At 41.6% G+C, this 15,935-nt stretch carries 13 protein-coding genes; 2 read left to right on the top strand and 11 right to left on the bottom strand.

All coding sequences use genetic code 11. The features are described from left to right. Positions 1 to 36: 36 nt before the first annotated feature. The 6 genes from menE to PR761_RS01530 form a co-directional block, all read right to left on the bottom strand. Positions 37 to 1,446 (bottom strand): o-succinylbenzoate--CoA ligase, encoded by a 1,410-nt coding sequence (gene menE / locus PR761_RS01555; protein ID WP_154611170.1) that lies wholly within the window; start codon positions 1,444 to 1,446, stop codon positions 37 to 39. Further along, positions 1,434 to 2,405 carry an o-succinylbenzoate synthase gene (menC, locus tag PR761_RS01550; RefSeq protein ID WP_006815519.1) on the bottom strand — a complete coding sequence of 324 codons (972 nt, stop codon included), beginning with the start codon at positions 2,403 to 2,405 and terminating at the stop codon, positions 1,434 to 1,436. Before menC ends, menE begins: the two co-directional genes overlap by 13 nt. Continuing rightward, on the bottom strand, positions 2,405 to 3,262 hold the full coding sequence (menB, locus tag PR761_RS01545) for a 1,4-dihydroxy-2-naphthoyl-CoA synthase (RefSeq protein ID WP_004912212.1): 858 nt from the start codon (positions 3,260 to 3,262) through the stop codon (positions 2,405 to 2,407). The genes menC and menB overlap by 1 nt, the downstream gene beginning before the upstream one ends. Positions 3,263 to 3,274: 12 nt before the next feature. Continuing rightward, positions 3,275 to 4,057: a 2-succinyl-6-hydroxy-2,4-cyclohexadiene-1-carboxylate synthase gene (menH, locus tag PR761_RS01540; protein WP_154611171.1), complete on the bottom strand. Its 783-nt coding sequence runs from the start codon at positions 4,055 to 4,057 to the stop codon at positions 3,275 to 3,277. Next, complete coding sequence (menD, locus tag PR761_RS01535) at positions 4,057 to 5,730, bottom strand: 2-succinyl-5-enolpyruvyl-6-hydroxy-3-cyclohexene-1-carboxylic-acid synthase (protein WP_126436987.1); 1,674 nt, start codon at positions 5,728 to 5,730, stop codon at positions 4,057 to 4,059. Before menD ends, menH begins: the two co-directional genes overlap by 1 nt. Before the next feature lie 126 nt (positions 5,731 to 5,856). Then, on the bottom strand, positions 5,857 to 7,182 hold the full coding sequence (locus PR761_RS01530) for an isochorismate synthase (RefSeq protein WP_265694464.1): 1,326 nt from the start codon (positions 7,180 to 7,182) through the stop codon (positions 5,857 to 5,859). Positions 7,183 to 7,882: 700 nt separating this feature from the next. On the opposite strand from PR761_RS01530, the gene PR761_RS01525 reads away from it, so the two are divergent. Together PR761_RS01525 and PR761_RS01520 are read left to right on the top strand one after the other, a co-directional pair. Continuing rightward, positions 7,883 to 9,094 (top strand): alpha-xenorhabdolysin family binary toxin subunit A, encoded by a 1,212-nt coding sequence (locus PR761_RS01525; RefSeq protein WP_154611172.1) that lies wholly within the window; start codon positions 7,883 to 7,885, stop codon positions 9,092 to 9,094. A 12-nt stretch (positions 9,095 to 9,106) separates the two neighbouring features. After that, entirely contained in the window at positions 9,107 to 10,117 is a 1,011-nt protein-coding gene (locus PR761_RS01520) for an alpha-xenorhabdolysin family binary toxin subunit B (protein ID WP_006815524.1), read from the top strand. Positions 10,118 to 10,178: 61 nt separating this feature from the next. Here PR761_RS01520 and nuoN read toward each other — a convergent pair whose 3' ends face one another. Genes nuoN through nuoJ form a run of 5 tightly spaced genes read right to left on the bottom strand, consistent with a single transcriptional unit; the run spans position 10,179 to position 15,930 of the window. Beyond that, positions 10,179 to 11,684, bottom strand: a complete 1,506-nt coding sequence (gene nuoN / locus PR761_RS01515; RefSeq protein ID WP_112836993.1) for an NADH-quinone oxidoreductase subunit NuoN — start codon at positions 11,682 to 11,684, stop codon at positions 10,179 to 10,181. 8 nt (positions 11,685 to 11,692) lie between these two features. Then, entirely contained in the window at positions 11,693 to 13,216 is a 1,524-nt protein-coding gene (gene nuoM / locus PR761_RS01510; RefSeq protein WP_006815526.1) for an NADH-quinone oxidoreductase subunit M, read from the bottom strand. Positions 13,217 to 13,235: 19 nt separating this feature from the next. Continuing rightward, a complete protein-coding gene (nuoL, locus tag PR761_RS01505) occupies positions 13,236 to 15,092 on the bottom strand; it encodes an NADH-quinone oxidoreductase subunit L (protein ID WP_006815527.1) in 1,857 nt (618 codons plus the stop codon). Beyond that, a complete protein-coding gene (gene nuoK, locus PR761_RS01500) occupies positions 15,089 to 15,391 on the bottom strand; it encodes an NADH-quinone oxidoreductase subunit NuoK (RefSeq protein WP_006815528.1) in 303 nt (100 codons plus the stop codon). Before nuoK ends, nuoL begins: the two co-directional genes overlap by 4 nt. Further along, the gene (gene nuoJ, locus PR761_RS01495) at positions 15,388 to 15,930 is read right to left on the bottom strand and encodes an NADH-quinone oxidoreductase subunit J (protein WP_006815529.1); all 543 of its coding nucleotides are present in this window, start codon (positions 15,928 to 15,930) and stop codon (positions 15,388 to 15,390) included. The genes nuoK and nuoJ overlap by 4 nt, the downstream gene beginning before the upstream one ends. Between the last annotated feature and the right edge of the window lie 5 nt (positions 15,931 to 15,935).

Genomic DNA, 15,935 nt, shown 5'->3' with positions numbered 1-15,935 from the left:
GTTATCAAGCGCTAGAGCCTTCTAGCGCTTTTGTATTTAATTAGCTAGTTGCGCCAATACCCACTGCTTTACCTGCTGGCGAGACACTTTAATTCCCCCTGCTTTCAGTTCAGGAACTAAATGGTAAAATGTCTTTGGGAATTGATAAGGTGCTAATTTATCTTTCAGCCAATCCGCCAGCATCGTTAACCCTAAACTCTCGTCAGCTTCAATGACTGCAACAGGACGCTGCCCAAACTGCTCATCATCAATGGGAATGATAAAGCTTTGGCTAACTTGAGGATGGCTATTGATCACCGACTCAATATCTTCTGGCTGGACACATTCTCCACCACTGATAAATAAGTTATCTAAGCGACCCAGAATTTGATATTCCCCGTCAATTAATGCACCTTTATCGTTAGTTTTGAACCAACCTTCGCTACATTTTAGCGGTAATAATTCGCCATCAAACCAATACCCCATGGCTTGACTTGAGGATTGTATTTGGATTTCATCATCCACAATACGTAGCTGTTTGCCTTTTAATGGCAACCCAACCCCTTTTTTTCCATCGGCTCGCTTCGCACAAACCGTCGATGCCATTTCCGTCATGCCGTAGCCACTCCAACAAATAATCCCTTGGCTCATGGCTAATTCTGTCAATGGGGTTGGGATCATAGCGCCCCCCAATAAAACCTCTTTTAAGTTGATATCAACTTGCCGCCCATCATTCAATAAGCGCCATAGTTGAGTAGGAACTAAAGATGCATGGGTTACGCCTTGTAGTGCTTCTGGTAGCGGTGCCGTACGTAATGCTAAGCTCCCACCTTTTAGCAACCAGCGCCAGACTATACCTTGCCCTGACACATGAAAAAGTGGCAAAGAAAGTAGCCAGCAATCATTTTGCTGGTAATTCATTACACTTAATACACCATCCGCACTGTTTAAATGTGCTGCAACACTATGAACAGCGGCTTTTGGTAACCCCGTAGAGCCTGACGTTAAAATTAACGTCGCAGGTTGGTCAATTACCTTTTGAAAGTTATTAAGTTTGAATGACTCTTCACCAATACAGTGATCATAGAGCTGATAGTCCAAGCGGGGGTAACCCGACAGAATTTTATCGTCATCTGTAAAGTCGATAACAAAATCCACATCAAGATGAGGTAATAATTCGTCTATAAGCCTTTCAGGAAGACGAGGATTTAACGGTAAGACACGAGTGCCACAGGCAATAATTGCCAATTGGCTCAATAATAATTCAACTGAATTTTTTCCACGCAAAACGACACATTGCTCTTGTGTTAAACCCTGCATTGAAAAATAAGTAGAAAGATTAGATACCTGCTCGCTTAATGTCTGCCACGTATAACTTTCAGAATCCGTTAGCAATGCAATTGAATCAGGATGCTGACTGGCCCAATGCCGCCAAGGCCAGTCAGTAAAGTGGGTTAGCTCTGCCATACAACCGTCAAGTCATCTAACTGTTGGATAGGAATATCACACTGTGGCCAAGGACGAATTAACTGAGATTGGATCAGTGAAACTGTATCCAAACCCGGAATAGTATTTGGTGTTAACCAATTAGCCACTCGAGCCAGTTGCGTTAGACCAAAACTGGTTTCAATCGATGAGCTGATAACTGCTTGTAAACCCAGTTGGTGTGCTTGCTCTACCAAACGACGGCAATTATCCAAGCTGCCTGTCAGGGTTGGTTTAATCACAATTGCAGCCACTCCGGATTGAGCTTCAACTTTAAAGCCATCCTCACGGACACTTTCATCCCAAGCAATGGCAATTCCTGTATCCGCTGCAAACTGTAGCGATTCTTCACGGGTCTTGCATGGTTCTTCAAGAAATGCGATACGATCACGATAATCGGGATTCACGTATTTTGCGAACCCATCCGCTTTTGCTCGTGTCCAGCTACGGTTAGCATCTAAACGCAGTTTTAGTTCAGGCACAGCTTCAAGAAGTAAATTCGCAACCATACCATCACGAACGGCCTCATATAAGCCCACTTTCACCTTAGCAACCTTTTCACCATCCATCGCATCTAAGCTCAGGATCAAGTCATCTGGGTCGCCACTGCACAAGGGTGCTTTACGATAATCTGCTTGTTGAGGTAATTCCCCCGAAAGCTCGGCGAGAGCACAGCTGCAACCAAAGGCGACAGAAGGTAATTCACTTTCAGGTTGATTGCCTTCATTCACCCATCCCTTCAGCCATTCAATGGTTTTTGCTGTCGCATCTTCCAATGTTTCACGGCTAAATTCAGGCAGAGGTGAAATTTCCCCCCAGCCTTCGCTATCCCCATCTTGTAAACAGACCAATAACCCATCACGGGTTTTGAGCCGTTGATAGCGAAGGATAACGCCTGCCTCCATCGGCAGGCTGAACGAGTAAAGTGTTGCTTTTCTCATTATGGATTACGCTTATATTTAGAAAAATCTGGTGCACGTTTTTCGTTAAATGCGTTACGACCTTCCTGACCTTCATCAGTCATGTAGAACAGCATTGTTGCATTTCCTGCTAATTCTTGCAGGCCTGCCTGGCCATCACAGTCAGCATTCAGTGCCGCTTTAAGGCAACGTAATGCCATTGGGCTGTTTTCCAGCATTTCACGACACCAGCGAACTGTTTCTTTTTCAAGGTCAGCATAAGGCACGACGGTATTGACCAAGCCCATGTCTAATGCTTCTTGTGCATTATACTGACGGCACAGGAACCAAATTTCACGCGCTTTCTTTTGACCGACAATGCGAGCCATGTAAGATGCGCCCCAACCACCATCAAACGAGCCAACTTTCGGCCCTGTTTGGCCAAAAATCGCATTATCCGCAGCAATCGTCAGATCGCACATCATGTGCAACACATGACCGCCACCGATAGAGAAGCCAGCAACCATGGCCACAACCGGTTTAGGGCAAGTGCGGATCTGGCGTTGAAAATCTAAAACGTTCAGATGGTGAGTTCCACTTTCATCGCGGTAGCCGCCGTAGTCACCACGAATTTTCTGGTCACCACCTGCACAGAATGCTTTTTCGCCTTCACCCGTCAGGATAATAGTACCAATGTGATCATCATAACGGGCGTCCGACAATGCTTGGATCATCTCTTTGACTGTTTGTGGTCTGAAAGCATTACGCACTTCAGGACGATTGATGGTGATTTTCGCAATCCCTTCAGGGGATTTGTGATATCGAATATCTTCAAAGCCTGTCGAGCAGTCTTGCCATTCAATTGGCGCGTACAGTTTTTCTTCGCTTGGATAAATCATTATCAAGTTCCTTTAACCACAGTTTGATAAAAAATGGTGAAGTGCAATCACATAATGTTGGGGGTTTTCCCGATGCGCATTATGCCCTGCATTTTCAATTAGCGTAAACGGCAATGCGTATTGTTGCGAAACGCTTCGAAATTTTTGGTCTCTCTCACCGCAAAAATAACGATAAGGAGTGAGTAACTGTTGTAACTTTTCCACTAAAAATGGTTGTTTTGCTAATGACGTATTTTCCAGCATGTCTGCCACTGCTAGTGGATTATTCTTACCTCGTAATTGCACCAACTGTTGGCGTTGCTTCAAGGTCAAATCTGCAAATACCGCTTGCTGGTACCAAGCATTCAACACTTTTTCCATAGGCTGTTGGCGAAAACGTTCAGCCCATCGATGGTCATTTTCAGCGCGAGCTATTCGTTCATTTTCATTATTGAGCCCTACATTTCCGCCTTCAATTACTAAACCTTTTAGCCCCTGATGAGGAGCAAAACAGGCAAAGTGCATGGCTAAACGAGCTCCCAGCGAATAACCAATTAATACATATTCTTGGATATTATGATGATACAATAACTCATTAAATTGCTGATCAAAGTCATTGAAACTTTGGCAATTGATTGCACTAGAATCCCCATGTCCGGGTAAATCGACCACTAAACAAGGATACTCTTGGCACTGTTCTACAACCTCTTGCCAATCATCACTACTACCTAATAACCCATGTAAAAAAACTAACCACGGCTTTGCTTTAGCCTGATTTGAGTCATTTAAAATGTCGTAGCGTTTAGCGGATAACATTACAAGTTTTCCACATCTTGCAGTAATTGTTTTAAGGTACAAGCGCCCTCATCACCATTAACCACTAACTCCACAAGCAAGGTTCCATATTGGTTATGCCAGAATTTTTGCACAGTCTCTTTCAAGGTACTCCAGTCCGTTGGCGCGCAATATTGCAAACCAAACATCGTTGCAGCCCCAGCAAAGCTAACATTTTGCGGCATACAGTAATAATGCTCCCTTGCCTCTTTCGATGTTGGTAGCATGGAAAAAATTTGCCCACCATTATTGTTCACCACGATGAGTACCGTTGGTGCAGATGGTGTACGTAGCAAGGCCAGACTATTTAAGTCATACAATGCAGAAAGATCGCCCACAATACCTAAGGTTGGTCTCGCGGTCGCACGTTGAACGCCTGCCATTGTTGAAATTAATCCATCAATACCACTCGCACCTCGATTACTGTAAACAGGATACCCCGCAGGAAGCTGAGCTAATGCGTCGACTAAACGGACAATTAAGCTGTTACCGACAAAAAGTTGCCCGCGAGGAGGGAAAAGTTGAGGTAATTGATGGGCAATCGCGGCTTCAGAATATTGATCCTGTAATAGTGCCTGTATATGCTGCTGGGTTTTGCTTGCAAGTGTAGCGAGTCCCTCACACCAAGGACTGCGTGGCTGCGCAGGATGATTATCCAACCAACCTTTGATGCTGCATGTTAATTTACGACCAGTATGATTCGCAGGGTCTAGGCGCCCTGGGATAGTATCAATAATCCAGTATTCTTGAGGCTCACAATGACTTTGCCATTGTAAGGCTCTTTTTCCGGTTATACTCGACCCAAATTGTATGACTAACTCAGCTTCTTGTAGCCATGCTTGGGCATCTGCGTGTTGTAACCATAAATCAGCACAAGGATAAGGTTGACCCGTTTGCGATAAAACATCACCAATAATAGGCCATCCCAGTTCAGCAGCCCATTTAGCAACATATTCACCTTCACTGCTCCCCATGCGCCCAGCAATCACCACGCCTTTTTTCTGGCGCCAAAAATACCAATCTGCAACTAATGCAACAGTATGAGTTGGGGGTTCACTGAGCCATGGATGATTAGAATTCCACCAATTACCAAGACTTTCATGCCATTGGTACTCCCCTTCAGTTTCCCCATATAAAGGTTCCGCAAAAGGGCAATTAATATGAAAAGCACCATGGCGCAATTGGTTCATGCCATTATCGATAGCAGATACCAGCCACTTTGCCGAGATATCCTGCGTCGGTCTAGGTAACATTAAATCTTCAAACGGATGGCTAGCAAAAATATGTGTCTGACGAATTGCTTGGTTTGCACCACAGTCGATTAATTCGGGTGGTCTATCCGCAGTCAGAAAAATGACTTTTTCGCCCGTTAACCCCGCCTCTATCAATGCAGGATAAAGATTAGCAACTGCGGTTCCAGATGTAACAATGACCCCAACAGGTTCACCACTGGCTTTCGCTAAACCCAAAGCTAGATGCCCTAATCCGCGCTCATCGAAATGAGTGTGGCAATGTAGTTTACCGTTATTAATGGCCGCCAGTGTTAACGGCGTTGAACGGGAACCAGGGGCAATGCAGATATTTTTCATACCATGGCGGGCGAGCGCTTCAATAATTACCTCAGCCCAACGGATATTAAAAGCAGAATTCGACATAATGTGCTCGGTAAATTATTCATGATACTGAGTGTAATAGGATTGAGATAAATTTCTTGATCTCAGGACAATTTTTCATGAACCAATTGAAAATAAAAAGAAATAACCACTTTAGATATAGGGGTTTTATACATTTCCTAGCAAAGATTTTAATCCTGCCGCTTTATTTTCAATCTCTTCCCACTCTTGTTCTGGATCTGAGTCACTAACAATACCCGCTCCGGAATAAAGTGAAATAGACTCCCCGTCAATCTGTGCACAACGCAAAGAAACTGCGAATTCGCTCTTATTCAAGCTAACGAAACCTCCCGTACCCGCGTACCAACCTCGCGAGAAGGATTCATGTTTAGCTAAATATTCTCGGGCTATATTCCGAGGTAACCCACATACCGCCGCCGTGGGTTGTAAACGTTGTAAGCAATCACTGTCTGAGCGAGAAAGTAACGTTGCTACGATTGAACGATACAAATGTTGAATTTTTCTGAGCCGAATAACTTTAGCTGGTGAAACATCAATCCCCATAACAGCACCTTGTAATTGCTGACAAATATCATCTACAACCACTAAATTTTCATGCTGATTTTTACTATCTTCCATCAACCACTTAGCATTATCAGCCGCTATGCTATCATCAACATGATTCGCTACCGTACCCGCCAAGGCTTCTGAATTAAGTTGATAATCTTGACGTAAATAGAGACGTTCTGGCGTTGAAGACATAAATCCAGAATCTCGACTAAATGCCATCATAAAATGGTAGCAATGGTGATTGACTTGTTGGCTTGCAGATAAAAATTGCGCCACAGAAATAGGATGCGATAAGGTCAGCTTAGTTTCTCTCGCCATGACCACTTTTTCCATTTTTCCAGCGCGCATATCTTGAATAGCGTTAGTCAGTAATCGACACCATTCTTCACGTTCCGGAATATGTTGCTGTCCAATAATATTGACAGATAATTGAAGTGTTGCTTGGGAAGGTGATTTAAGTTTTTGTAAGAACTCAATCGCATTCAAGCGATCCTGTTCACCATTAATATATAAAGAAATCGTCGCATTTGAGCGCAAGCGAAATATTTCGAGACGAGGTAAAAAATAGTACGTTGATGCACGCTTAAGCTCTTCAGAAATGCCATCACCCACTCCATTCCAACCATTTAATCCCCATAGGCGCATATCAGGCCATTGAGCATGAGTGGATAAAAAACGTTCAACCTCAGTAATTCCATTGAATGATTTAACCATACCTAATGCACTACATTCATCAGAACCTGTTCGGTGATACCAATAAAATTGCGGGTAAAATTCTTGCTCGGATAGCCACGCGAGACCAGGGAACGAGCCTTGGATATCAAATTGCCAAGTTAGGCGGGTGAACTCATTAGGGCTAAGCGTCAATGTAGACAAATGATTCAGGATTTCAGCTAATAGTTTTTCGATTTTTGTATATATCACTTTAGATTCCCACTGCTACATCACACCGATTACTTTCAATTATTATATATCGCAATGAAATTTATTAATACATTCATCATTTAATAGCATGATATGTTCAATAATCGCTCAAAGAGTGATGCTTTTTATTAGTATAAATTATGAGCACATCTTTCCCGTTCATTATAAGATCAAGTGGTTATCACATTAATTGATCTATTTTAAAGTTAGGTTTCGGTGCATGAGAGTGAAAGAGATAATTTTGAAATTTTAGTTCCAATCGAAAATTTTTGTTTCTTGAAATAGGATTTTTAATTCTAGCTATAATAATTGAAATTATTTATATCCTTAAGTAAAACTTATAGACTATAAATATAAAATCGACATCTGATATTAATATAAATAATTATTAACAACTCATTACCCCTAATAATTAAATTACCCTACCAGCCAAATTAAACTTAATAATTGAAAATTAAAATTTCATTTAAAATCAAAATTAAACAGTCATTTTTTATCGATGTTTTTCATTTTTTAATATCAACGTAAGCTCTAAGTTTCTAGTAGGTTAAGAAGCGATAAATTGAAAGTGACCATTCATTATTATTGATAATAATGAAATATCTCATAGATAATGTAAAAAACCATTATATGAAAAAATATAATTAGCTTTCAAGTACAAATACTCCTCCTTTCCACCAAAACTAATTGGAAAACCATAATGAATAATCAATTTAATTATGACAGAATCATTGAAAAGGAAAATATTGGTGATGCTACATTAGCTTTATTAACTAATCAGGACTCCCTATCAGCTAGAGATGCAGGAATCTTTACTCTTGATGATTTAATTAATATTCATAGGCATGTTCAATTTGCGCTTACGCTACCGATGAAAGAGTCAGATATATTAAAATGGTTTGGAATTAATGATGAAAATGATGAATTACTTCCAGCAACTGAATTAGCAGATGTGATTATTAATATTCGAAGCCATGCTAATACTTGGGACAATGTAGAAAAACAAGTAAAAGAGCAGTCCGTTGACTTATCATTAACGAGCCGCAATATTATACAAACAGGCGACCAAATAGTTGAATATATCAATCATATGCCTATTATCCAAAAGATATCTGAAAGCTTAGACAACTTATCAGAACATGAACTAAAACAAATAACCTATCAAAATGATGACCAGCAAATTGCCACTGAATTACTCAGTATCTTGCAACTGATTAAAGGCGATATAAAGCAACAGTCTGTCAAAACTATCCGGATTAAAAATACAGTCTCTGATTTTCGTGCCCATATCACGGGTGGATATTTATCTGATTATAGTCATGTTGAATCACTATTATTTAATATTAAAGGGCTTTATCAACAATTAGAATCTAAAAATGATCCAGAGACTTCTGAATCCTTCTTAAAAGAGCTTATTGAATTCAAGAAAAATGAATTAATTCAGCTTGAACAGGAATACTCCCATTATGTAAAACTTTGCTTTACTGGTTTAGCCGGAGGGATCATTGGGTTACTTATCACTAGTAGCATTTTTGGCTCAAAAGCGGAGGCTATACGTCATAGAAAAAATTTAATTATCAAAGAAATAGAGGAAACCAATGCCAAAATAAACCAAGAAAAACTACTCCAAAAAACTATTTTTGATATTCAGATTAATTTACAAAAAATTGAAGGGCTATTTAAAGATGCTCGTTTGGCCATCGATCATCTTGACTATATGTGGCTTGTCATCCTCACTGAGGTCAAACAGTCCATTGATATTTTCTCTAAGATCAATAATGCAGAAAAATTACTTCGTTTTATTACCCAATTCAAACGCATCATTACCTCTTGGTCTTCAATTCAAGACTACTCGGTTCATTTAATTAAATTATTTGATGAACTACAAATTAATGACAAAATCTCTCAATAAAAAGGTATTTATATGCATGATATCCTTAAGTTACCAAAATTACCTTCCATTGATATTTACCAATTACGGTGTATCTCAAACAACATTAGTTCATACAATAAAAATATTATTAATTATGATTATATCATTTATAGCAGGCTCCAAAAGATAGCGATTAAAACTGAAAAAATCAATGAATTGATCCGTAACTCCATTCCTATATTACGTATAAAAGTCAATTATATTTTACAAAATGAGCTTCATGAAATACAGAATACAGAGTTAGCAGATAGTGAATACCTAGATTCAAAAAGAAAAATTATCACAGCAGGATTTGTTGATGATTTAATTGATATAAAAACCGAATTGGAAAACTTAATTTCAAAGACACGTTATACACTTGAGTCATTACTCGTTTTTCATCTCAATGAGCCTAATATGCTTAAGCTATCGCAATATACATCACAAAAAGAGTCTTTGGTAAATTCTAAAAATGGAAAACAGTTAAAAGTGAATGAGTTAAATAATAATCTTTCCGTCATCATGGCTGCTGAAGATATTATTTTAAAACATAAAATAACTGATTTTTTTGATAAATATTTTCAAGGAAAAGAATTAATTGACTCTATCGATATTCAACCAAATAAAAAAGATATATTGAAAGCGGCTATCAGCTACATTAGGAATTTACTTACTATGGTTGATGATGGATTACAATTCAGCCAGTTGGTTGATGTGAGAATCTACCTGAGTGATAAAATTATTGAACTACGAGAAGAAATAAATACGCTTGATAATAATATTTTTAGATTGACTCAACTGATGGCATATTCAAGCGACATCACCGCAATAGAAACTTATAAACAAACCATTATTACACAAGTAGGATTGCTTAAAGTGTATTGGGAATCTTGGTGCCATTTTATCGGCGAAAAAATTTTAGACAAAACGATAGATTTAGCCCAAATAAACATGGCAAGCCAAATGTTGATGACCTATCTAAATGATGTTGAATACCAATATCAGCGACAATTGCCTGATTAAAAAAAGACCGGTTACTGTGAGGTAACCGGTCTTTTCGACATCTTCTTTTTTAGCTAATTCTTTAGCCTAAAAATGCCATCCCAGTATAGGCTAATTCGATTAATGGTTGTGGCCATACACCAAATACAATCACCGCAATTGCACAAATCGCAGCGAAAACAGTACCAACAGTTGCTTTTTCTGGTCCTGTATAGCGATCCCCATGTTCAGTATCACGGCTATAAAGGCTTGCCATAAAGCGCAGGTAATAGAATAAACCAAGCGCACTACCGACAACAACAGCACCCGTTAACCACCACAGTTCTGCATAAACCGTCGACATGACCGCATAGAATTTACCAATAAAGCCAACTGTGATTGGGATACCGGCAAGGGATAACATCATGACCGTCATGACCATAGCAAGCACTGGCTTGTGCCAAAATAAGCCACGGAATGCACTGAAATCATCCTGGTCATCACCGCGGTATGGGCTAGAAATAACGCTAACCACACCAAATGCACCTAAGCTTGCAAACAAGTAACCCGCTAAATAAATAAGCACCGTCATTTGTGCCAGATAAATATCTGCGCGCATCGCCACTAAGGTCACTAACAAATACCCCATATGGGCAATTGATGAGTAACCTAATAGGCGTTTAGCACTTTTCTGAGTCAGTGCTAACAAGTTACCAAACAGAATTGAAGCCACTGCAATCACAATAATGACCGTAGATAACGTATCTGTTTGAGGCAAAGAATTACTGTGTGTGATCGGTGATTCAAGGAACAGTCGCACTAGTACCGCAAAAATAGCGATTTTACTGCCGGTTGCTAAGAACCCTGCCACTGGCGCTGGCGCACCTTGGTAAACATCTGGTGTCCATAATTGGAATGGGAATAGCGATAATTTAAAGCCGAAGCCTACAATCATCATCCCTAAACCAACCAGAATTAATGGAGCATGGAGACTGTTTTCCGCTAAACTTTTGCCAACCGCAGAGAACGTTAAACTACCTGATTCCGCGTACAGTAATGCAATACCGAACAATAAGAATGAAGACGCTGCCGCAGAGAGAACCATATATTTAATACCGGCTTCTAAAGTACGGCTACGTTCAAAGGTATAGGCTACTAATCCAAATAATGGCAGGGAAATTAATTCAATACCAATAAACATCGATGCCATATGGTTCGACATAGCAAGCAGAATTCCACCCGTCACGGCAATCGCCAGTAACAGATAAAACTCTTCTTTGTTATCGTCAAAGCCTTCTAACCAGTGGTAAGCAAAGATCGCAGTCCCGATACCCGCAATCAAGACTAATCCAGAGTAGAACAACGCGAAACCATCGACTATCAATAACGACGTCACATACCTAGGTAACAGTGCGTTACCATCATCCGGTGATGCGGCGAAATAGATCAAAATCAGTGATAGCCCAGTAATAAGAAAGCCAAACACTGTCAGCGAGGCACTTGTTATATGGTCGCGTCGCCACGCAATGGACAGCATCACAACTACCGCATTCAATCCAGCAAGGATGAGCGGCAATATTGCGAACAATTCTGAAAGTTGTATTGTCATGGCGAATACTACCCTTGTGTTGTCATTGAAGCAGAATACAGGTTATACAACGTTTCCATCGAGCCCGCAGACGTATCTAAGATAGGCTGAGGGAAGAAACCAATAATAACCAGTAAAGCCGCCAGAACTAGTAAAACACCAAACTCACGGGCAGTTAACCCTTTCAGTTCAGTTTCCGATTTAGGCATTCCGTAGTAAGTCTGCTGCATCATCCACAATGCGTAGATAGAGGCAAATACCACACCAAACACCATAATACAGGTGACTAAAGTGAATTGGCTGAAGCTACCAAACAGGATCATAAATTCGCCGATAAAGTTACCTGTTCCCGGCATACCTAATGTCGCAGCAGCAAAGAATAAGGACATTCCCGGTAACCATTTAATCCGCTTCCATAACCCACCCATCATACGCATATCACGAGTTTGAGTGCGTTCGTACAGCTGACCACTGATAATAATCAGCGCGGCACCAGATAGACCATTCGTGATCATCTGAATGACTGCACCTTGGTATGCCAATACTGAAGTTGCGTAGATTGCGACAGTGACAAATCCCATATGAGATAAGCTACTGTAAGCCGCTAAACGTTTAATATCCGTCTGTTTGAACGCTAACCAAGCACCGTAGAAGATACTGATTACACCCAGAGTCATAGCGACCGGTGTAAATGCAAGTGAAGCTTCAGGGAATAGCGGTAATGTGAAACGCAGGAGGCCATACGCTGCTGTTTTCAGCATGATACCCGAAATATCCACAGAACCCGCCGTTGGCGATTGTTCTTGAGTATCCGCCATCCAGCCATGGAAAGGCACTAATGGCATTTTTACCGCAAAAGCAATAAAGAAACCTAGCATCAACATAAAGCCAGTAATGCCAGACATCGCACTTTCGGTGCCAAGCAACTGGTTATAATCGAAAGTGAATACGTCGGATTCTTTATAGTGAACGAGCACTAAGCCAATAATCGCCACTAACATAATCAAACCGCTGACCTGAGTATAAATAAAGAACTTAGTCGCAGCGTTGATATGTTGACGATTTTCAGTCCCTTTGTGTCCCCAATTCGCAATCAGGAAGTACATAGGGATCAACATCATTTCCCAGAAGAAGAAGAATAGGAATAAGTCTACCGCAGTAAAGATCCCCATCACACCTGCAATAATCCATAACAGGTTAAAGTGATAAGCACCTTGATTTTGCTGTTTTTCACTCCACGAACTGAGTATAGAAAAAGCACCCATAATCGCAGTCAGCACAACCATCAGTAGAGATAAACCATCAACTGCTAATGAAAAATTGATACCCAGCGCAGGGATCCACTCACGAAAATAAACATCCTGCCATTGTGGAATACCCTGAGGGTTTACCAGTGAATAATCTCCTTGCAGCCATAATAGCACAGCAAGGATCAGCGTTGTTCCCATCGTCCCCAGCGCAATCCAGCGAGGTGCGCGGTGATTAAATCGATCGGCCTGCCAGCTTAGCAAGCCACCGATGAAGGGAATAAGTATTAGCCAAGGTAGTAGCATGGCGCAATGTGTCCCTTTATTAAACCAAAAGCAGCAGAGCAAGAATTAGCACTGCACCCAGCCCCAGAGAGGCAATATACCAACGGATCTGACCGTTTTCACTCACTGCAAGTCCTTTGTTCACCCAACGTGAAAGGTGGGCAGGAATATTCATCAGTGAGTTTATCGGATCGCTTTCGAGCAACCATGCAACACCTTTAAAAGGTTTTACAAAGATAACGTCATACAGCCAGTCAAAGCCCCATGCGTGATACCACCACGTAGAGAAGAAACGACCAATTGCTGTTTTAGCGATCCCGTCAACGATAGAGCGTCTAAACAGATAGAGGAATATCGCAATTAACAAGCCTGCGACGGCAAAACCACCCGAGATCACTTCGATAAGCACTTTGCCATCTTCTGCTTCAATTGGTTTTGCAGGGAATACTCCCTCTAATGGCTGGTGGATCATGGCTCCCACGAACGTCGCTAGGACTGCCAAGATTGCCAGTGGTACTGTGTGAGTGATGCCTTTAACTTTATGCGCTTTGATTTTTGCTTCACCGTGGAACACGATGAAAATCATACGGAAGGTATAAATTGCGGTCATCAATGCACCGATAATACCTGCCCATAACAGCACAGTTTGCCCATCCAGTTTCGCCCCCCACAAGATGGCATCTTTACTGTAGAAACCAGAGGTAAACAGTGGCAACGCAGCCAAGGCACTACCGCCGATTAACATCACCCCATAAACGAATGGAATTTGCTTACGCAACCCACCCATCTTGAAGATATTTTGCTCGTGGTGACATGCAAGGATCACGGAACCTGCGGACAGGAACAATAACGCTTTAAAGAATGCGTGAGTCATCAGATGGAAAATTGCTGCATCCCATGCTTGGACGCCAAGTGCCAAGAACATATAACCAATCTGGCTCATGGTTGAGTAAGCAAGAACACGCTTGATATCCGTTTGTACTAATGCTGCACAGCCTGCAAACAGTAAGGTAGCCGCACCAACAACCCCAACTAAATGTAAAATTTCAGGGGTTAATAGGAATAGACCATGGGTACGCGCGATTAAGTAAACACCTGCGGTCACCATGGTTGCGGCGTGGATCAGTGCTGAAACTGGCGTTGGACCCGCCATCGCATCGGCTAACCATGTTTGTAATGGTAACTGAGCAGATTTACCTACCGCACCACCTAATAACATCAGCGTTGCCCAGTTCAGCATTGATAAGCCTTCTGGAGATAGCTGAGCCGCACGTTGTGCCATTTCGCTAAAGTTTAATGTTCCCAGTTCGTTGTACAGGATGAACATGCCAATAGCTAAGAACACATCACCAATACGGGTGACGAAAAAGGCTTTCATCGCCGCTTTGCCGTTATCTGGATTGGTATAATAGAAACCAATTAACAGATAACTGCACAGCCCTACCCCTTCCCAACCGAGATACATCAGCATCATGTTATCTGCCAGCACTAATACCACCATGCTCGCAATAAACAGGTTAGTGTAAGCGAAGAAACGTGAGTAACCTTCCTCACCACGCATATACCAAGAAGCATATACATGAATAAGGAAGCCCACACCCGTTACCACACCTAACATGGTCAGCGAAAGACCATCAAGAGAGAGGCTAAATGGAATCGTGAAATTACCTACGGACATCCACGTCCAAAGCTCTTGTGGATATGGCTCATGTCCACCATTAGGTAAAATGGGTTGAGCTAGAAATTCATTGCCTGCATAAAATGCAACTAGAGCGGCGAGGCCGACTGAGCCCGCACCAATAATCGCTGAAACATTTTCTGACCAACGACCGCGGGAAAATGCGAGAAGCACAGACCCTAACAGCGGGAACAGAATCGTTAAATAGAGTAGGTTCATTCGCGCATCTCACTGACTTTATCAATGTTCAGGTTTTGACGATGACGATGGAGTTGCAGTAACAACGCCAATCCAATACTCGCCTCCGCAGCAGCCAGTGTAATCGCCAGAATATACATAATCTGGCCATCCGGTTGCCCCCAAAAACTCCCAGCAACGACAAAAGCCAATGCTGTGGAGTTCACCATGATTTCTAGCCCGATCAGCATAAAAAGCAAGTTACGGCGAATAACAAGACAGCTAAGTCCCATTACAAAAAGAATTGCCGCTAAAATCAGACCATGTTGAAGAGGTATCATTGTTGCTCCTCCGCATTACGGTTGCTGACAAGGTCAGCGCTGTTTTCTGTACGGTCACGACCGACATGGAATGCCACCACAAGGCCTGCAAGCAATAATAATGATGCTAGCTCAACCGCTAAGACGTAAGGACCAAATAAACTGATACCCACTTCTTTTGCAGTAATAATCACGCCTTCCGTTTTCTCTTGGTGAGAAATGCTGGTGATCCCATACACTAAAATCCCTAATAAAACCGCAGATAATAATGACGGACCAATCCACGTTTTCGGTGTTAACCATGCTCGCTCTTGTTCTTGCACTGAACGACCAAGGTTAAGCATCATGACCACGAAAACAAACAGAACCATAATGGCACCTGCGTAAACGATAATCTCCAATGCCCCAGCGAAATATGCGCCTAGGGAGAAGAACACCATTGACAGTGCCAGCAAAGAAACCACCAGATACAACAACGCATGTACTGGGTTGGTATTGGTAATCACCCTCAAAGTTGCTAAAACAGCAACCAGACCGGCGATATAAAAAGTAAATTCCATGAATA

Source organism: Providencia sp. PROV210 (assembly GCF_028479445.1).
In the GTDB taxonomy this organism is placed as follows: domain Bacteria; phylum Pseudomonadota; class Gammaproteobacteria; order Enterobacterales; family Enterobacteriaceae; genus Providencia; species Providencia rustigianii.
The sequence above is the reverse complement of the archived record's forward strand: the minus strand, read 5'-3'. Positions and strand labels throughout refer to the sequence as shown.